This window comes from Streptomyces sp. NBC_01116, assembly GCF_041435495.1.
Lineage (GTDB): Bacteria > Actinomycetota > Actinomycetes > Streptomycetales > Streptomycetaceae > Streptomyces.
The window spans coordinates 1085538-1102529 of record NZ_CP108644.1 but is presented as its reverse complement, the minus strand read 5'-3'; the positions used below and the strand labels follow the sequence as shown (position 1 = coordinate 1102529).

17 protein-coding genes and 1 pseudogene are annotated in these 16992 nt (G+C 74.3%); 10 read left to right on the top strand and 8 right to left on the bottom strand.

What is annotated here, in order from left to right; translation table 11 throughout:
* Nucleotides 1-99 precede the first annotated feature (99 nt).
* Nucleotides 100-537: a DUF4442 domain-containing protein gene (locus OG245_RS04580; protein ID WP_364872413.1), complete on the top strand. Its 438-nt coding sequence runs from the start codon at nucleotides 100-102 to the stop codon at nucleotides 535-537.
* Nucleotides 538-623: 86 nt separating this feature from the next.
* On the opposite strand, the gene OG245_RS04575 is transcribed toward OG245_RS04580, so the two are convergent.
* Nucleotides 624-1154, bottom strand: a complete 531-nt coding sequence (locus OG245_RS04575; protein WP_371622267.1) for a gamma carbonic anhydrase family protein — start codon at nucleotides 1152-1154, stop codon at nucleotides 624-626.
* A gap of 176 nt (nucleotides 1155-1330) precedes the next feature.
* Here OG245_RS04575 and OG245_RS04570 point away from each other — a divergent pair, with 176 nt between their 5' ends.
* The 3 genes from OG245_RS04570 (at nucleotide 1331) to OG245_RS04560 (ending at nucleotide 3416) form a co-directional block, all read left to right on the top strand.
* Complete coding sequence (locus tag OG245_RS04570; protein ID WP_371622266.1) at nucleotides 1331-2080, top strand: acyltransferase; 750 nt, start codon at nucleotides 1331-1333, stop codon at nucleotides 2078-2080.
* A gap of 164 nt (nucleotides 2081-2244) precedes the next feature.
* The gene (locus OG245_RS04565; RefSeq protein ID WP_371622265.1) at nucleotides 2245-2817 is read left to right on the top strand and encodes a helix-turn-helix domain-containing protein; all 573 of its coding nucleotides are present in this window, start codon (nucleotides 2245-2247) and stop codon (nucleotides 2815-2817) included.
* Nucleotides 2818-2861: 44 nt separating this feature from the next.
* The gene (locus OG245_RS04560) at nucleotides 2862-3416 is read left to right on the top strand and encodes a YbaK/EbsC family protein (protein WP_371622264.1); all 555 of its coding nucleotides are present in this window, start codon (nucleotides 2862-2864) and stop codon (nucleotides 3414-3416) included.
* A gap of 45 nt (nucleotides 3417-3461) precedes the next feature.
* Here the strand turns inward: OG245_RS04560 and OG245_RS04555 are convergent, their stop codons facing one another.
* Both OG245_RS04555 and OG245_RS04550 read right to left on the bottom strand, forming a co-directional pair.
* Nucleotides 3462-4283: an aminoglycoside N(3)-acetyltransferase gene (locus OG245_RS04555; RefSeq protein WP_371622263.1), complete on the bottom strand. Its 822-nt coding sequence runs from the start codon at nucleotides 4281-4283 to the stop codon at nucleotides 3462-3464.
* 46 nt (nucleotides 4284-4329) lie between these two features.
* On the bottom strand, nucleotides 4330-4761 hold the full coding sequence (locus OG245_RS04550) for a CoA-binding protein (protein WP_371622262.1): 432 nt from the start codon (nucleotides 4759-4761) through the stop codon (nucleotides 4330-4332).
* A gap of 75 nt (nucleotides 4762-4836) precedes the next feature.
* Between OG245_RS04550 and OG245_RS04545 the strand changes: the two genes are divergently transcribed.
* From OG245_RS04545 to OG245_RS04530, 4 genes are all read left to right on the top strand, one after another.
* The gene (locus tag OG245_RS04545; RefSeq protein ID WP_371622261.1) at nucleotides 4837-5463 is read left to right on the top strand and encodes a YigZ family protein; all 627 of its coding nucleotides are present in this window, start codon (nucleotides 4837-4839) and stop codon (nucleotides 5461-5463) included.
* Between the two features lie 154 nt (nucleotides 5464-5617).
* The gene (locus OG245_RS04540) at nucleotides 5618-5785 is read left to right on the top strand and encodes a hypothetical protein (protein ID WP_371622260.1); all 168 of its coding nucleotides are present in this window, start codon (nucleotides 5618-5620) and stop codon (nucleotides 5783-5785) included.
* The gene (locus OG245_RS04535) at nucleotides 5782-6951 is read left to right on the top strand and encodes an exonuclease SbcCD subunit D (RefSeq protein ID WP_371622259.1); all 1170 of its coding nucleotides are present in this window, start codon (nucleotides 5782-5784) and stop codon (nucleotides 6949-6951) included. The genes OG245_RS04540 and OG245_RS04535 overlap by 4 nt, the downstream gene beginning before the upstream one ends.
* Nucleotides 6948-10001: an AAA family ATPase gene (locus OG245_RS04530; protein WP_371622258.1), complete on the top strand. Its 3054-nt coding sequence runs from the start codon at nucleotides 6948-6950 to the stop codon at nucleotides 9999-10001. Before OG245_RS04535 ends, OG245_RS04530 begins: the two co-directional genes overlap by 4 nt.
* A gap of 21 nt (nucleotides 10002-10022) precedes the next feature.
* Here the strand turns inward: OG245_RS04530 and OG245_RS04525 are convergent, their stop codons facing one another.
* Nucleotides 10023-10469, bottom strand: a complete 447-nt coding sequence (locus OG245_RS04525) for an Lrp/AsnC family transcriptional regulator (RefSeq protein WP_371622257.1) — start codon at nucleotides 10467-10469, stop codon at nucleotides 10023-10025.
* 88 nt (nucleotides 10470-10557) lie between these two features.
* Here OG245_RS04525 and OG245_RS04520 point away from each other — a divergent pair, with 88 nt between their 5' ends.
* Nucleotides 10558-11052 carry a rhodanese-like domain-containing protein gene (locus OG245_RS04520; protein WP_371622256.1) on the top strand — a complete coding sequence of 165 codons (495 nt, stop codon included), beginning with the start codon at nucleotides 10558-10560 and terminating at the stop codon, nucleotides 11050-11052.
* Nucleotides 11053-11086: 34 nt separating this feature from the next.
* On the opposite strand, the pseudogene OG245_RS04515 reads toward OG245_RS04520, so the two are convergent.
* The 3 genes and pseudogenes from OG245_RS04515 to OG245_RS04505 all read right to left on the bottom strand — a co-directional run.
* Nucleotides 11087-11958: pseudogene (locus OG245_RS04515) on the bottom strand (ATP-grasp domain-containing protein); the annotation flags it as partial.
* 55 nt (nucleotides 11959-12013) lie between these two features.
* Entirely contained in the window at nucleotides 12014-13702 is a 1689-nt protein-coding gene (locus tag OG245_RS04510) for a DUF885 domain-containing protein (RefSeq protein ID WP_371622255.1), read from the bottom strand.
* 99 nt (nucleotides 13703-13801) lie between these two features.
* On the bottom strand, nucleotides 13802-14281 hold the full coding sequence (locus tag OG245_RS04505; RefSeq protein ID WP_371622254.1) for an Lrp/AsnC family transcriptional regulator: 480 nt from the start codon (nucleotides 14279-14281) through the stop codon (nucleotides 13802-13804).
* Between the two features lie 59 nt (nucleotides 14282-14340).
* Between OG245_RS04505 and OG245_RS04500 the strand changes: the two genes are divergently transcribed.
* Nucleotides 14341-15588 (top strand): PLP-dependent aspartate aminotransferase family protein, encoded by a 1248-nt coding sequence (locus OG245_RS04500; RefSeq protein WP_371622253.1) that lies wholly within the window; start codon nucleotides 14341-14343, stop codon nucleotides 15586-15588.
* Here the strand turns inward: OG245_RS04500 and OG245_RS04495 are convergent.
* A complete protein-coding gene (locus OG245_RS04495; RefSeq protein ID WP_371627804.1) occupies nucleotides 15488-16948 on the bottom strand; it encodes an N-acetyltransferase family protein in 1461 nt (486 codons plus the stop codon). The genes OG245_RS04500 and OG245_RS04495 overlap by 101 nt on opposite strands.
* Nucleotides 16949-16992: the final 44 nt, after the last annotated feature.

The following is a 16992-nucleotide window of genomic DNA, read 5'->3' as shown; positions in this document are numbered from 1 at the left end:
ACCCGGTCACTTCTACGGCCGCCCTGTCCCAGAGCCGTCACAAGGGGATGGCCAAACGGTTCTACTGGTGAGTAACCTTCGGGCATGAGCGCTGAACAGATGACCGTGGGCGAGATGCTCGTCGCGACGGTCCCGATGGCCCGGACCCTCAACCTCGACTTCCTGGAGACGACGCCGGAGCGCGCCGTCGTCCGGCTGCCCGACCAGGCGGACTACCACAACCACCTCGGCGGTCCCCACGCCGGAGCGATGTTCACGCTTGCCGAGTCCGCCAGCGGCGCGATCGTCATCGCCGCCTTCGGCGACCAGATGTCGCGCGCCGTGCCGCTCGCCGTGAAGGCCGAGATCGGCTACAAGAAGCTCGCCAAGGGCGAGGTCACCGCCACCGCGACCCTCGGCCGCCCCATCGCCGACGTCGTCGCCGAACTGGACGCCGGCGAGCGGCCGGAATTCCCCGTCGCCATCGAGATCCGGCGCGCCGACGGCGCGGTCACCGGCGAGATGACCGTCGTGTGGACCCTGCGCCCCAACAGCTGAGAAGCGCCGTACGTCTGCGGGCCGCCGCCCCTCCCGTTCGGGCAGGGGCGGCGGCCCGCAGACGTACGGCGGCCGGAATCCGGGCCTCAGCCCCCGTGCGCCTCACGGTGGGCCTTCGCCAGCTCCACGTACCCGGCCGCGTTGAAACGGATGCTCTCCAACTCCTCCACGGTCAGCGGCCGCTTCACCTTCGCGGGCACCCCCGCGACGAGCGAGCCCGGCGGCACCCGCATCCCCTGCGGCACCAGGGCCTGCGCCGCGACCAGCGAACCCGCCCCGATGTGCGCGCCGTTGAGCACCGTGGCGCCCATCCCCACCAGCACGTCGTCCTCGATCACACAGCCGTGCAGCACCGCGTTGTGGCCGACCGAGACCCGTGCGCCCACGGTGAGCGGGAAACCGGGGTCGGTGTGCACGCTGCAGTTGTCCTGGATATTGCTGTCGGGGCCGAGCGTGATGGGACCGCAGTCGGCCCGCAGCACGGCCTGGTACCAGACGCTGGAGCCCGGGGCGAGCGTCACCTCGCCGATCACCACGGAGGTCGGCGCCACGAACGCGTCCACGTCGATGTCCGGCTCCTTGCCGCCCATGCCCGTGATCAACGCCTGCTCCGCCATCGCCTGCTCCTTCGCGCCGGTGTGGTGCTCCTGGGCCTTCCCCGCGGAATCGCTCGCATCCGCCGGACGGCCGTCTCACACGGTAGGGGACGACTCCCGGCGCACAGCGCCCGGTGGGGCGAACATCACAGGTCATCGCACGGATCGCCCACCGCGCCGCCGACTACCGTGAGCGCGTGCCGAAGAACCGAAACGCGTTCTCCCCCCTCGCCCGCTGGCCGCGCCGCGCCGCCTCCCGCGCGGTCCACCTCGGCTGGTCCTGGGCGCAGCGGGCGGGCGCGGTCACCGCCGAGCACCCCGGGCGGCTGCGGTTCCGCGCGATCGGCACGGGGACCCGGCTCGCCTTCCCGCAGGGGACCGTGTTCGGGGAGCCGTGGATCGAGCTCGGCGCGCACTGCGTCATAGGCGAGCAGGTCACGCTCACGGCCGGGATGATGCCGGACCTGGACCTCGGCCCCGACACCGTCCTCACGCTGGGCGACGGCGTGGTGCTGGGGCGCGGCAGCCATGTGATCGCGGACACCACGGTGACGATCGGCCCGGACACCTACTGCGGCCCGTACGTCTACATCACCTCGACCAACCACAGCTACGACGACCCGCACGAGCCCGTGGGCAAGCAGTGGCCCCGGATGGAACCGGTGGCGATCGGGCCCGGCTGCTGGATCGGCACCGGCGCGGTGATCCTGCCCGGCGCCCGGCTCGGCCGGAACGTCGTGGTCGCCGCCGGCGCGGTCGTCCGGGGCGAGGTGCCCGACCACGCGGTGGTCGCCGGGGCGCCCGCCCGGGTCGTCCGCAGCTGGGACCCGGAGCAGGGGTGGCAGCCGCCCCTGCGCACACCGGCGCCCGTGCCGATCCCCGAGGGCGTCACGCCCGAACAGCTGCTGGCCCTGGCGGAGCTGGACGAGGCACGGGAGACGCCGTAGGGCGGCGGTGGCGGTACAGCCCGCCGGACGCGGGGAGTGCACCGTACGGCGGTGCAATATTCTTGACCCCGGCACGCGCCGTACACGAATCCACGCCCAGCACGCTGCAACCGGTACGCCGCACTCCGCCACCCGAACTCCGCCATCCACCGCAGGGACGGTACGTGCCCGACCTCGACCAGCTCACCCAGTCGCTGGCCCGCAACCTCAAGCGCTGGCGGGGGGAGCGCGGCTTCACCCTCGACGCCCTCGCGGCCCGCGCCGGGGTCAGCCGCGGGATGATCATCCAGATCGAGCAGGCGCGGACGAACCCGAGCGTCGGCACCACCGTCAAACTGGCCGACGCGCTCGGCATCAGCATCACCACCCTCCTCGAACACGAGCAGGGCGCCCAGGTCCGGCTGGTCCCGGAGAGCCGGGCCGTCCGCATCTGGTCCACCGGGGCGGGCAGCTCCAAGACACTCCTCGTCGGCGCCGAGGCCCGCGGCCCGCTCGAACTGTGGACCTGCCGGCTGATGCCCGGAGAAGGCACCTCCTCCGACCCGCACCCCGAGGGCACCGTCGAACTCCTCCACGCGACCGAGGGCGAACTGACCCTGGTCGTCGACGGCCGCACCCACCTCGTCCCCGCCGGAACCTCCGCCACCTTCGAGGCGCACGTGCCGCACGGCTACCGCAACGACGGCTCCGGACCGGCCGTGTTCACCATGGCCGTCGCCATCCCGCCCGTCCGCTGAGACGCCCGGCCGGACCCGCCCCCGCCGCTGTTAGCGTGAGCGCCATGCGCGCACCCATCGGAACCTTCGAGGACGCCGCTCCCGCTGCGGAACGGCTCGACCTGCTCCCCGCCCCCGTCGTCACGGCCCTGACCGCAGGCTGGGGCGAGTTCACCGCCGAGCAGGTCATCCACGTCGACAGCGACCCGGCCGTCGCCGACACCGCCGTCTTCGCCGAGCACTACGGCGTGGAACTGCTGGAGACCTCGGCCAACTGCGTCGTCGTGGCGGGCAAGCGCGGCCAGGACGTCACCCTCGCCGCCTGCGTGGTGCTCTCCCGCACCCGGGTCGACGTCAACGGCGCGGTCCGCAAACACCTCGGCGCCCGCAAGGCCTCGTTCGCGTCGATGGACACCGCGGTCGGCGAGAGCGGCATGGAGTACGGCGGCATCACCCCGATCGGCCTGCCCGCCGCCTGGCCCCTCCTGCTGGACCCCGCCGTGGTGGACGAGGAGTGGGTCCTGATCGGCAGCGGCAGCCGGCGCGGCAAGCTCATCGTCCCCGGCAAGGCGCTCGCCGCCCTCCCGGGCGCCGTCCTCGTCGAGGGCCTCGGCGTCTGACGGCTGCCTCCGGGGCCGTCCCGACTCCCCTCCGGGCGGCCGGCGTCAACGCCCGGCCGCCCGGTGCTCCGTGAGCCAGTCCGTGGCGAAGTCGACGGCGGGACGCAGCCGGAGGAGCCTGCAGTCGGCCGCGCCCACGCGTCCCGCGCGTACGGCACCGTCCGCCGCGGCGTCCTCGAACGCCGCGCCCAGGGCGGCGAAGTCCCCGTCGTCCAGGGCGACATCCTCGTACTCCCACCACCGGCGCACCCCCCGCGACGTCACCACGCAGCGGTAGCCCCGGCGCGGCGGCCCCGGCATCCGGTACTCGCCCAGGTGGAACGCCGTACACGTGGTGTAGCCGGTGCCGAGCAGCAGGATCCGGGCATCCGCCTCGTACAGCCGGGCCAGCGGCGAGTCCTCCCCGAGATGGCAGTCGGCCCGGTGCCCGGAGAGCAGGCGCGCCGCCTCCGGGCCGAGCGCCGCGAACGAGGTCTGCGGATGCGCGCTGCGCCCGGCCCCCGCAGCCGTCCGTACGGTCTCGGCCAGCACGCCCATCGACGGAGCGGGGGTCAGCGATGGGTCGTACGGCTCCATCGAGGCCCGCACGGCGTCGACGGCCCCCGCGTCCAGGTCACGCACCCGCTCGCGGTAGTGCGGGGAGGTGTCGGAGTTCTCCGGGGTGAAGGCGGGGACCACCAGGGTCCCCTCCCGCCCCACGGCCCGGCGGAGCGCGTCCAGCACCCCGCGCGCACCGCCCGCCACCGGCCCCAGCGACCTCAGCGAGGCGTGCACCAGGAGCACGTCGCCGGGCCGCACGCCCAGCGCGGTCAGAGCGGCCGTCGTCCGGGCCCCGTCGAGCACGTCCGCGTCGAGTACGTCGTCCACGGCGGAGATCCTTCCCGTCCCGGACGGCCTCCCACACCCCGGCCGCTCAGGCGGGCCCCTCCAGCCGCGGGATCTCGATCGCGGGGCACCGGTCCATGACCATGTCCAGCCCCGCCGCGCGCGTCCGCCCGAAGGCGTCCGGGTCCACGACGCCGAGCTGGAACCACACCGCCTTCGCACCCACCGCCACCGCTTCGTCCGCGACCGCGCCCGCCAGCTCGCTGTTGACGAACACGTCCACCACGTCGACGGGGAAGGGGATGTCCGCGAGCGAGGCGTACCCCCGCTCCCCGTGCACCGTCTCGGCCTTCGGGTGCACCGGCACCACCCGCTTGCCGAACCGCTGGAGGACCTCCGCCACACCGTAGGCGGCCCGGGAACGGTTGCCGGACAGACCCACCACCGCCCAGGTGTCGCCCGTGTCCCGAAGAATCCGCCTGATCGTCGCGGCGTCCGCGTACGTGTCGTCTGCGCTCATGCCGGGACAACCGACGAGCCCCGCCCGCCCATTCCCGCCGGGACCCGTCCTCACGGCGGCGCATAGGGTGGACGGATGCAGGAGCAGTACCGGACCGTCGCCCGCGCGGGTGTGCACGAGAGCGAGATCAACCGATCCCGCTTCCTCTGCTCCCTCGCCCCCGCCGCCACCGAACAGGAGGCGCAGGACTTCGTCGCCCGCGTCCGCAAGGAGCACCCGACCGCCTCCCACAACTGCTTCGCGTACGTGATCGGCGCCGACGCCTCCGTGCAGAAGGCGAGCGACGACGGCGAACCCGGCGGGACCGCGGGGGTCCCGATGCTCCAGATGCTCCTGCGGCGGGAGGTGCGGTACGCCGTGGCGGTCGTCACCCGCTACTACGGCGGGGTCAAACTCGGCGCGGGCGGGCTGATCCGGGCGTACGGGGGAGTGGTCGGCGAAGCCCTCGACGCGCTCGGCACCATCACCCGGCAGCGCTTCCGGCTCGCCACGATCCAGGTCGACCACCAACGCGCCGGAAAGCTGGAGAACGACCTGCGGGCCACCGGGCGGGACGTCCGCGAGGTGCGGTACACCGAGGCCGTCACCATCGATATCGGGCTGCCGGACGGCGACGTCGAGGCGTTCACCGCCTGGCTGGCGGACGCGACCGCGGGGACCGCCGTGCTGGAGCTGGGCGGCGAGGCGTACGGCGACGTGTGACGGCGCCGAGGTCCGACACGCTCGCGATGAGGGCAATCCCACGGACGCCGAAATCATGATCGATGCGGATTCGGCGGCCCGGCGGCGTTAGCGTGGTCGGTGCCGAGCGGGATCACGGGCCGCCGGTGCGCGGCCCACGGGGTGGAGGACGACGATGCAGGCCGGAACCGGCGGAGTGACGATGCGGGCCGCGACGGGCGCGGTGGCGGGGCGGGCCGGAAGCGGCGGGGCGGCCCTGCGGGCCGGAAGCGGCGGGCTGGCGACGCGGGCCGGAAACGGCAGGGCGATGGCGCCGACCGGATCCGCTGGAGTGCCGGCGTGAGGATCCTGCACACCTCGGACTGGCACCTGGGCCGGTCCTTCCACCGGGTCTCCCTCCTCGACGCCCAGGCCGCCTACCTCGACCACCTCGTGGCGACCGCCCGGGAACGCGAGGTGGACGTCGTCCTCGTCGCCGGCGACGTGTACGACCGGGCCGTCCCGCCGCTCACCGCCGTCGAGCTGTTCGACCGCGCGCTGCACCGGCTCGCCGCCGCGGGCGTCCCCACCGTCATGATCTCCGGCAACCACGACTCCGCCCGCCGGCTCGGCGTCGGCGCCGGGCTCTTCGAGCGGGCCGGGATCCACCTGCGGACCGACCCGGAGAACTGCGCCACCCCCGTCGTGCTCGCCGACGACCACGGCGACGTGGCGTTCTACGGGCTGCCCTACCTGGAACCGGCCCTGGTCAAGGACACCCTCCGGGCAGCCAGGACCGGCCACGAGGCGGTCCTCACCGCCGCCATGGACCAGGTCCGCGCCGACCTCGCCACCCGCCCCGCGGGCATCCGCTCCGTCGTCCTCGCGCACGCCTTCGTGGCGGGCGGGGAGCCCAGCGACAGCGAACGCGACATCACCGTCGGCGGGGTCGCGGCGGTCCCGGCCGGGGTCTTCGACGGCGTCGACTACGCGGCCCTCGGCCACCTCCACGGCTCCCAGCGGGTCACGAGCCGCGTCCGCTACTCCGGCTCCCCGCTCGCCTACTCCTTCTCCGAGGCCGACCACCGCAAGACGATGTGGCTCATCGACCTCGACGGCGACGGGGACATCGCGGCCGAGGAACGGATCGACTGCCCCGTCGAGCGGCCCCTGGCCCGGCTCCGGGGCCGGCTCGACACCCTTCTGGAGGACCCCGCCCTGGACCGCCACGAGCACGCCTGGGTCGAGGCCACCCTCACCGACCCGGTGCGCCCCGCCGAACCGATGGCCCGCCTCGCCCGGCGCTTCCCGCACACGCTCAGCCTCGTCTTCGATCCCGAGCGGCCGCCGGACGACCCGGGGGCGTCCTACGCCCAGCGCCTCCGGGGCCGTGACGACCACCAGATCGCCGAGGACTTCGTCGCCCACGTCCGCGGCGGCAGCGGCCCTAACGACCTCGAACGCACCGTGCTGCGGGCCGCGTTCGACGACGTACGGGTGGACGAGGCCGTGGGCGAGGTGTCCCGGTGAGACTGCACCGCCTGAGCATCACCGCCTTCGGCCCGTTCGGCGCCACCCAGGAAGTCGACTTCGACGCCCTCTCCTCCGCCGGTCTCTTCCTGCTCCACGGACCCACCGGCGCCGGGAAGACCTCCGTCCTGGACGCCGTCTGCTTCGCCCTGTACGGAGCCGTCCCCGGCGCCCGGCAGAGCCCCGGCGCCTCCCTGCGCAGCGACCACGCCCCGGCGGACCTGCCCACCGAGGTCCAGCTGGAACTGACCGTCGGCGGACGACGCCTCGAAGTCACCCGCAGTCCCGCCCAGCCCCGTCCCAAGAAGCGCGGCGACGGCTTCACCATGGAGAAGGCCCAGAGCCGGCTGCGCGGTCACGACCCCGAGCGGGGCTGGCAGGCTCTCAGCAAGTCGCACCAGGAGATCGGCGAGGAGCTGACCCAGCTCATCGGCATGAGCCGGGACCAGTTCTGCCAGGTGGTGCTGTTGCCGCAGGGCGACTTCGCCCGCTTCCTGCGCTCGGACGCCGAGGCCCGCGGAAAACTCCTCGGCCGGCTCTTCGACACCCGCCGCTTCGCCGCTGTCGAGGAACGCCTCGCCGAGCTGCGCCGGGGCGCCGAGGCCAGGGTCACCGCCGCCGACGAGCGGATCCTCGCCCTCGCCCAGCGCATCGCCCAGGCGGCCGGACCGGCCGGGGCCGAGGCCACACCGATCACCGCACGGCCCGGCGAACCCGGTCTCGCCGAAGCCGTTCTGGAGTGGGCCGCCATCGCCCGGTCCACGGCCCGCGAACGGCTCGGCATCGCCCACTGCGTCCTGACCGGGGCCGAGGGCCGGCAGCGGGCGGCGCGCCACGCCCTGGACACCGCGCGCGAACTCGCCCGCCTCCAGCAGCGGCACGAGGAGACCGTGCGGCGCGCCGCGGCCCTGGAGGAGCTGCGGCTTGAGCACGACCGCTGCCAGGAGCAGCTGGAGCGCGCCCGCAGGGCGGACCGCGTCGCCCCCGCACTGGACCTGCGCGAGGAGGCGGAGCGGGCCCACCGCCGGGCGGGCGCCGCCGTCGACCGGGCCAGGGCGCAGCTGCCGCCCGACCTCGCCGACGCGGGCCCCGACCGGCTCACCGAGCTGGAGCGCCGGTTCCGGCAGGAGCTGGGCGGCCTGGAGTCGGCCCGCCGGGCCGAGGCGCGCAGCGCGGCGATCGACGAGGAACGGGACCGGCTGGAGCGCGAGTCCCGGGCCGACGACGCGACCGTCCGGGACGCGGACGCCTGGCTGGCGGGGTGGGACGCCGTCCACGCCGGCCTCAGGGAACGCATCGCCACGGCACAGGAGGCCGCGACCCGCGCCGAACAGCTCGCCGGGCTCCTCGCCCCGGCCCGCCGCAGACTGGAGGCCGCCCGCCGCCGCGACGCGCTGGCCGCCGAGGTCCTGGCCGCCCGGCGGACACTCACCGAGGCCCGCGAAGACGCCCTCGACGCCCATGAGACCTGGCTCGGGCTGCGGGAGCGCCGACTGCGGGACATCGCGGCGGAGCTGGCCGCCGGACTCGTCGACGGCGCGCCCTGCACCGTCTGCGGCTCCGCCGAGCACCCGGCCCCCGCCACCGAGGGCGACGGCCACGTCGACCGGGCCACCGAGGAGGCCGCCCTCACCGCCCACCGGCACGCCGAGGAGACCCGCGCCCGCGCCGAGCAGGCCCTCGGGCTCGTCCGCGAACGCCACGCCACCGCGCAGGCGGAGGCCCGCGACGCCGATGCCGCGGCGGAGCCCGTCGAGGGCGGGAGCGACAGCGGGGCGACGACGGACCCCGGCCCGTCCGTCGCCGAACTCCGCGACACCGTCGACCGGTTGGCCGCCGAGCACGCCGAGACGCACCGCCTCGCCGCCGGAACGCACGCCGCCCGCGAGGCGCTCGACGCCGCGGAGCGCGAGCACCTCGGGCGCCTCGAACTCCGGCAGGAGGCCGAGCGCCGGGCCGCCGCCCGCACGTCCCGCCGGGAGACGCTCGACCGCGAGCAGACCGTGCTGCGGGATGAACTCGCCGCTGTCCGCGACGAGTCCGGGTCCGTCGCCGCGTACGCCGAACGCCTCACCCGGCGGGTGGCGCTCCTCGCGGAGGCCGCCGACGCGGTGCGCGCCGAACGGGACGCCGACCGGCAGCGCAAGGAGGCCGACGGCCGGCTCTCCGACGCGGCGTTCCGGGCGGGTTTCGACACCCCGGAGGAGGCCGCGGCGACCCTCCTCGACGCCGCCGCCCAACGCGACCTCCAGCACCGCGTCGACGCCTGGCAGGCCGAGGCCGCGGCGGTCGCCGACCGCCGCGCCGAACGCGACGCCCGCGAGGCGGCCGCGCAGCCCCCGGCTCATCCATCGGCCGCACAGGGCGCGTTCGAGACGGCGGAGTGGCTGTCGCGCGAGGCGTCCTCCGCACGGGCCGCCGCCGACGAGCGCTGCGGCGAGCTGACCCGGCTCTCCCGGGAGGCCGCCGACGAGGTGCGGCGGCTGGGCCCGGTGCGGCAGGAGTACGAGCGGATCGCCCGGCTCGCGGGTCTGGCGGCGGGCACCTCCGCCGACAACGAGCGCAAGATGCGCCTGGAGGCGTACGTCCTGGCCGCCCGCCTCGAACAGGTGGCGGCCGCCGCCACCGCGCGGCTCCAGCGGATGTCCTCCGGCCGCTACACCCTGGTCCACTCCGACGCCCGCAGCGGCGGACGCAGAGCGGGGCTCGGGCTGCATGTGGTCGACGCCTGGACCGGCAGCGAACGGGACACCGCGACGCTCTCCGGCGGCGAGACGTTCTTCGCCTCGCTGGCGCTCGCGCTGGGCCTCGCCGACGTCGTGACCGAGGAGGCCGGCGGCGTACGCCTGGACACCCTCTTCATCGACGAGGGGTTCGGCAGCCTGGACGACCAGACCCTGGACGAGGTGCTCGACGTACTGGACTCCCTGCGGGAGCGGGACCGCAGCGTCGGCATCGTCAGCCATGTGGCCGACCTGCGCCGCCGGATCCCGGTCCGGCTGGAGGTGGTGAAGGAGCGTCAGGGCTCCTCCGTCCGCCACCGCCTGTGACCGGCCCGGCCGCCCGGAGGGTCAGCGGCCGATCGCCCGGCGGGGGAGCGGCGAGGAGTACACGACGCTGGTGGTGACGGCCCCCAGCGCGCCGATCCGCCCGGTGGTCTCCTCCAGATGCCTCATCGACCGGGCCGTGACCTTGAGGACGAAGCAGTCGTCGCCGGTGACGTGGTGGGCCTCGATGATCTCCGGCGTGGTCTCCAGAAGATCGTGGAAGGGCTTGTAGTTCCCGTTCGGGTAGCGCAGGCGCACCAGGGCGAGGATGGGCAGCCCGATCCGCTCGGCGTCGACCACCGCCGCGTACCCGCTGATCACCCCCAGCTCCTCCAGCCGGCGCACCCGCTCCGTCACGGCGCTCGGGGACATGGCGACGGCGCGTGCGAGCTCGGCGAAGGTGGCGCGGCCGTCGCGCTGGAGGACGTCGAGGATGCGCCAGTCGGTGGCGTCCGGGGAATAGTCGGTCACTCGGCCGAGACAACAGGGAAATCCCCGGCGAATCAAGAAGTGTGCCGGGGAATCCCACTTCCCGGTCCCGTTCCGCGGTCATAGATTCATGGTCATGACCTCGCACATCACGGCCACGGCCGACAACCCCGTCCTGCGCGTCGCGCCCGCCTCTCCCGCTGCCGCGGCCGCCTACTTCGGTGCTTCGCTCGCCTTCCACGCCGATGTCTCCGACGTCGCCTCCACGCTGGCCGCCGGCGGTGATCCCGGGTTCGTCGTCCTGGACAGCCGCTCCACCGCGTCCTGGGACCAGGGGCACGTGCCCGGCGCGGTGCACCTGCCCACCGCGCTGATCCCCGAGCAGGCGGCTGCACTGCTGGACCCGGCCTTTCCCGTCATCACGTACTGCTGGGGTCCGGGCTGCAACGGCGCGACCCGCGCGGCCCTGGCCCTCGCCCGACTCGGCTACCGGGTGAAGGAGATGCTCGGCGGCTTCGAGTACTGGGTGCGCGAGGGCTTCGCCTTCGAGACCTGGGAGGGCGTCGAGCGGCGCGGAGCCGACCCGCTCACCGCGCCGGCCGCCGCCGCCGACTGCGGCTGCTGAGGCCGGGGCCGGAGCCGGGTGGAGGCCAGCGCGGTCCGGCGCCCGCCAGCGCGGCGAACAGGGCCCCGGTCTCCGCCCCGGCGGGAAGGCCGCTGACCTGGCCGTCGCCGACCTCCACCACCCGCCACACCCCGTCCTCGCGCAACGCCAGGTCGGTGGTGACCCAGCGCGGCCCGAGTCGGCCCACGGCCTCTCGCGGGAGCGCCGGTTCGGGAACGGACACCGCGCCCGGGGTGTCGGGGTGGGCGGTGACGAGCACGGCCGCACCGTCCACCCACCACACCCGCGCCTCGCCGCCCGCGACGAACGGCTCGAAGGACCGCAGCACCAGGCCGCCCGAGAGAAACGTGCCCTGCAGTTCGACGAACCGGCCGACCACGGCGGCCAGTCGCCCCGCGTCCGCCAGCTCCGGCACGTAACACGCCTCGTGCCACTCGTGCTTGCGGGACTTCACGAAGTCCTTCACGATGCCGGGTCCCGGCCCCAGGGGCGCCGCGAGCGCGGCCAGCTCGCCGGCGGTGGGCGGCGGAGCCCCCGGAGCCGTGGCACACCAGACGCTGCGCGGCGTGAGCCCGGCGAACTCCTCGTACCATCCGGGGAGTTCATGTGCCCGCCATATGCGGCGGCACCGGTGAGCAGGGCGCAGCCCCGCGCGCCGAGCGCCGCCTCCAGCTCCGCGTACCGGTCGGAGGGGATCATCCAGCCCCGGTACCAGTACGGCCCGGAGTCCCGCGCGACCCGGGCCACCGCTCCGGCCGCGTCGCCCGCGAGCAGCGCGTCATGATCGAGCAACGCGATCCGCCCACCGGCCGCACGCGCCGCCGCGACCTCGTCGGCGAACTGCGGATCGGGCCGGGAGGGCCGCAACGGGTCGCCGCAGAACAGGAATCCGTTCCGCTCGCTCATGACGGGCCGCCTCACTTCCACCGACGGGGACTTCGGACCGTGCGCGCCGTCCGGATCAGAGCCGAGACAGCTCGTCGACCAGATCGTCCAGGCCCAGCGACCCCTGGGAGAGCGCCGCCATGTGCCAGGTCTTCAGATCGAACGCCTCGCCGTGCGCGGCCCGCGCGTTCTCCCGGCCGAGCAGCCAGGCGCGCTCCCCGAGCTTGTAGCCGATGGCCTGACCCGGCATCGACAGATAGCGGGTCATCTCGCTCTCCACGAAGTCGGCGGGACGGCTGCTGTGGTCGCCGAAGAACTCCTGGGCCAGATCGGGCGTCCAACGCTCGCCCGGGTGGAAGGGGGAGTCCGCCGGAATCTCCAGCTCCAGGTGCATGCCGATGTCGACGATCACCCGGCAGGCGCGCATCATCTGCGCGTCCAGATAGCCGAGCCGCCGTTCCGCGTCGGGCAGGAAGCCCAGCTCGTCCATCAGCCGTTCCGCGTACAGCGCCCAGCCCTCGGCGTTCGCGCTGACCATGCCGACCGACGCCTGGTAGCGGGAGAGGCTGTCGGCGACGTGCGTCCACTGCGCGATCTGCAGGTGGTGGCCGGGAACGCCCTCGTGGTACCAGGTCGAGACCAGGTCGTACACCGGGAAACGGGTCTCGCCCATGGTGGGCAGCCAGGTGCGCCCGGGGCGGGAGAAGTCCTCGGAGGGACCGGTGTAGTACGGCGCGGCGGCCCCGCCGGGCGGCGCGATGCGGGACTCCACCTTCCGTACCCGCTCGGCGAGATCGAAGTGCGTGCCGTCCAGCGCCTCGATCGCCTCGTCCATCACGCCCTGCAGCCACTCGCGGACCTCGTCCACGCCCTCGATGTGCTTGCCGTGCACGTCGAGATGGGCGAGCGCCTCCCAGGGGCCGGCCCCGGGCAGGATCTTCTCGGCCTCGGTCCTCATCTCCGCGAGCAGCCGGTGGTATTCCGACCAGCCGTACGCGTACGCCTCGTCGAGATCCAGGTCGGTGCCGTTGTACTGCCGCGACCACAGGGCGTAGCGCTCCCGGCCGACCGGGTCCGGGGCCCCCTCGATGCCCGGGGTGTAGACGTCGCGCACCCAGTCCCGCAGGGAGAGCACCGAGGCCGTCGCGAGCCGGGCGGCCTCGTCCAGCTCCGCCCGCAGCGACGCGGGGCCGGGGGCGACGAACTCCGCGAAGAACGCCGCGCCCTCGCCCTCCCCGCCCCACTCCGTGAGCTGCCCGACGAACGTGGCCGTCGCGCGGGGACCGCCGTACAGCTTGCGCTCCAGACCGAGCGCCAGCGAGGCGCGGTACCCCTCGTGCGCGGCGGGCACCGCCCGCAGCCGTTCCACGACCGCCGCCCAGTCCTCGTCCGTCGCGGTCGGCGTGAGGGTGAAGACCTCGGTGATGCTGTGGGCCGGCGACTGCATGTTGGAGACCGTCCGCAGGCCCTCCTCGGCTTCGTGCACGGCGAGTTGTGCCGTCAGACGTTCCCGCAGGAGGCGTCCGCAGCGCCGCTCGGCATCGCTGTCCGCACCGGGACGCCGCTCGGCGGCGTCCAGCTCCCGCAGCGTCGCGCGGACGAGGTCGGCGACCGCGTCCTGACCGGCCGGTGAGAAGTCGGGCAGCCGGCGCGAGCTTTCGGGCACACCCAGATAGGTGCCCGTGACGGGGTCGAGTTCGATGATTGCGTCGACGTAGGCGTCGGCGACCTGACGGGGCAGCGCGCTGCTCGAAGTGTCTGACATGCGGACATCCTCGTACGCCGGTGGCCTCTTCGTCATCACCGGGGCCCCCGGGCGTCCGAAAGACGATCACCGCGGCGTGTCCCGGCACGTCCCCGGGGCTCAGCTCCCGGCGGGCGGCAGCAGCGGCCCGCAGTCCCACTGCTGGAAGATCAGCCGCGTGTCCACCCGGGCCACCTCCCGCCGCGAGGTGAACTCGTCCAGCACCAGCCGCTGCAGATCCGCCGCGTCGGCCACGGCGACCTGCACCAGATAGTCGTCGGGACCGGTGAGATGGAAGAGCGCACGCGACTCCGGCAGGGACCTGACACGTTCGACGAACGGTCCGATCAGCTCCCGGCGGTGCGGCCGTACCTGCACCAGGAGCAGCGCCTGGAGGCCCCGGCCCAGCTTCGCCGGATCGAGGCGCAACCGGTCCCCGAGGATCACCCCGGAGCGGCGCAGCCGGGCCACCCGGTCCAGGCAGGTCGAAGCGGCCACGCCGACCTCGGCCGCGAGCTCCCGGTAGGTGGTCCGCGCATCGTTCTGCAACAGCCGCAGAATCTGCAGATCCACCGGATCGAGAGCGACGGAATCGGACATGCCGCGAACGTAACACGGGATTCGGCCGCTACGAACCGGTAGCTGTTCAGAGTGACGGCATGGACAACGAAGTCTCGATGACGCCCCCTGCCCCCACCCCGTCCAGGGCTCTCGCCACCGATGCCGTGCACGCCGGACGCGACGACCTCGCCTCCCTCGGCGTGCACGCCCCGCCGATCGACCTGTCCACCACCTACCCCTCCTACGACTCGCGCGGCGAGGCGATGCGGATCGACGCCTTCGCCACCACCGGGGCCCGCCCCGACGGGCCGCCGGTCTACGCCCGGCTGGACAACCCCACCACGGGCCGCTTCGAGACGGCCCTCGCCCGGCTGGAGGGCGCCGAGAGCGCGGTCGCCTTCGCCAGCGGGATGGCGGCGCTGACCGCGGTCCTGCTCGCCCGCGCGAGTCAGGGGCTGCGCCATGTCGTCGCGGTCCGCCCGCTCTATGGCTGCAGTGACCATCTGCTCGGCGCCGGGCTGCTGGGCACCGAGGTGACCTGGACCGACCCGGCGGGCATCGCCGACGCCATCCGCCCGGACACCGGGCTCGTGATGGTCGAGACGCCGGCCAACCCGACGCTGGCCGAGGTCGACATCCGGGCCGTCGCCCACGCCTGCGGAACCGTCCCGCTGCTGGTCGACAACACCTTCGCCACCCCCGTCCTGCAGCGCCCCGTCGAACTCGGCGCGCGGATCGTCCTGCACAGCGCCACCAAGTACCTCGGGGGCCACGGGGACGTCATGGGCGGCGTCGTCGCCTGCGACGAGGAGTTCGCCGCCACCCTGCGCCAGGTCCGGTTCGCCACCGGCGGAGTGCTGCACCCGCTGGCCGGCTACCTCCTGCTGCGCGGCCTGTCCACGCTTCCGGTACGCGTACGGGCGGCCTCGACGAGCGCGGCCGAACTGGTCCGCAGGCTCACCGCCGACCCGCGCATCGCCCGGGTGCACTACCCGCGGATCGGCGGCGCGATGATCTCCTTCGAGGTGTACGGCGACCCGCACCGGGTGATCTCCGGGGTGCGGCTCATCACGCCCGCCGTCAGCCTCGGCAGCGTGGACTCGCTGATCCAGCACCCGGCCTCCATCAGCCACCGCATCGTGGAGGAGGGAGACCGGCGGGCATCGGGCGTCGGCGACCGGCTGCTGCGGATGTCGGTCGGCCTGGAGGACGTCGAGGACCTGTGGGCGGACCTGTGCCAGGCGCTCAGCGACGGGCCCCTTCCGTCGGCGCGGACGGCCGGGCGGACCCTTCGGTCGTCAGCGGCCGGTCAGCCGTCGGCCGGTCGGCCGTCAGCCGTGCGGTGATGACGAGCGTGCCCTCCTCGATCTGGTAGTCGAGAGGCAGCTCCAGCGCACGCATCGCCGCCACCATGCCGGTGTTGTGGGACTGCGTCACGGCGTACACGCTCTCGCAGCCGGCCTCCACGGCGAGGGCCACCAGGCGGCCGAGCAACTCGGAGCCGATGCCCCGGCGCTGCCAGTCGTCCTCGACGAGGAGGGCGACCTCGGTCTCGTCGCCGTCCCAGAGGAGGTGGCCCAGCGCCACCAGCTTGCCGGAGGCCGTCTGCACCGTCAGGGTGCGGCCGAAGCGGGGGCTGAGCAGATGGTCGAGATAGCGGTCCGCGTCCGCGACCGGACCGTGGTAGCGCAGGCCCAGGGTGCGCTGCGAGCAGCGGTCGTGCATCGCGCGGGCGGCGGCGAGGTCGTCGCGGTCCGCGCGGCGCACGGTGATCTCGTTGCCCTCGGGCAGGGTGAGGACGTCCTCGCCGCGCGGCACCCGCGGGCCGAGCCGGGCGTCCAGCTCGACGAGGGCACGCGCCCGCGCGAACTCGGTCGGCGTGAACGGCAGATAGGGCCGCTCGACGGAGATCACCCCGCCGGACGGGTCGCGCAGCCGCATCACGGTCTCCTCCAGCACACCCTCGACCGGGGCGCTCTCCCCGGTCGGTCGTCCGGTGACGGACAGGGCGGGCAGCGAGTGGATGGTGCACCGGCCGAGCAACTGGCGCAGGGCGAGCGGCAGCTCGGCCGCGTCGAGCGCCGTCCGGGTGGCCAGCGACAGCACCCGGGTCGGGATGTCGACCAGATCGTGGGCGTCCGCCCGCTCGATCCACGTGGACGCGCCGCCGGCCGCCGCGATCTCGCGGGACAGTTCCCGCGCCTGGAGCGAGGCCGGGGCCCGCAGCAGGAACTCGTCGACGGTCCCCCGCGCGAGCGGGTGGGTCCCCAGGGTGAGGATGTCCACCCGGAGCCCGGCGAGGGCCACGCACAGCGCGGCCAGGCTGCCCGGGGCGTCGCGCACGGTCGTCCGCATCCGCCACAGCGTGGTCTCCTCGGCGCCGGCGATCCCGCCCGCGCCGCTGCCCCCGCCCTTCCCCGCCGCGCCGTCCCGCGCCTCGTGCGCGGCCGCCTCCGCTCCGCCCGGCGCGGCGCCCCCCTCACCGGACGGGGGAGCGTGACTGTGCCGTCGCGCCCACCAGGTGTGGAACGCCGCGGTGGCCACCAGCGCCACCGCCGACGCCCCGAGCAGGTAGGGCCCGTCCGGCTGGTGTCCGATGAGGTTGGCGATGGCGTCGGCCACGGCCACGGCGGTGAACAGGGCGGCCAGTTCGATCAGGTCCCGCCGCCAGTGGTGCGGGCGGCGGGTGCTCTTCGCGGAGGTCACATCAGTCATATCCTCACTGTGAACGAACGGTGTTGCCTGATCAC

What these genes read in the sequence shown, in the direction of transcription:
- OG245_RS04580 (WP_364872413.1), top strand. Translation starts at nt 100, where the DNA reads ATGACCGTGGGCGAGATGCTCGTCGCGACGGTCCCGATGGCCCGGACC.
- OG245_RS04575 (WP_371622267.1), bottom strand. Translation starts at nt 1,154, where the DNA reads ATGGCGGAGCAGGCGTTGATCACGGGCATGGGCGGCAAGGAGCCGGAC.
- OG245_RS04560 (WP_371622264.1), top strand. Translation starts at nt 2,862, where the DNA reads ATGCGCGCACCCATCGGAACCTTCGAGGACGCCGCTCCCGCTGCGGAA.
- OG245_RS04550 (WP_371622262.1), bottom strand. Translation starts at nt 4,761, where the DNA reads ATGAGCGCAGACGACACGTACGCGGACGCCGCGACGATCAGGCGGATT.
- OG245_RS04545 (WP_371622261.1), top strand. Translation starts at nt 4,837, where the DNA reads ATGCAGGAGCAGTACCGGACCGTCGCCCGCGCGGGTGTGCACGAGAGC.
- OG245_RS04540 (WP_371622260.1), top strand. Translation starts at nt 5,618, where the DNA reads ATGCAGGCCGGAACCGGCGGAGTGACGATGCGGGCCGCGACGGGCGCG.
- OG245_RS04520 (WP_371622256.1), top strand. Translation starts at nt 10,558, where the DNA reads ATGGTCATGACCTCGCACATCACGGCCACGGCCGACAACCCCGTCCTG.
- OG245_RS04510 (WP_371622255.1), bottom strand. Translation starts at nt 13,702, where the DNA reads ATGTCAGACACTTCGAGCAGCGCGCTGCCCCGTCAGGTCGCCGACGCC.
- OG245_RS04505 (WP_371622254.1), bottom strand. Translation starts at nt 14,281, where the DNA reads ATGTCCGATTCCGTCGCTCTCGATCCGGTGGATCTGCAGATTCTGCGG.
- OG245_RS04500 (WP_371622253.1), top strand. Translation starts at nt 14,341, where the DNA reads ATGGACAACGAAGTCTCGATGACGCCCCCTGCCCCCACCCCGTCCAGG.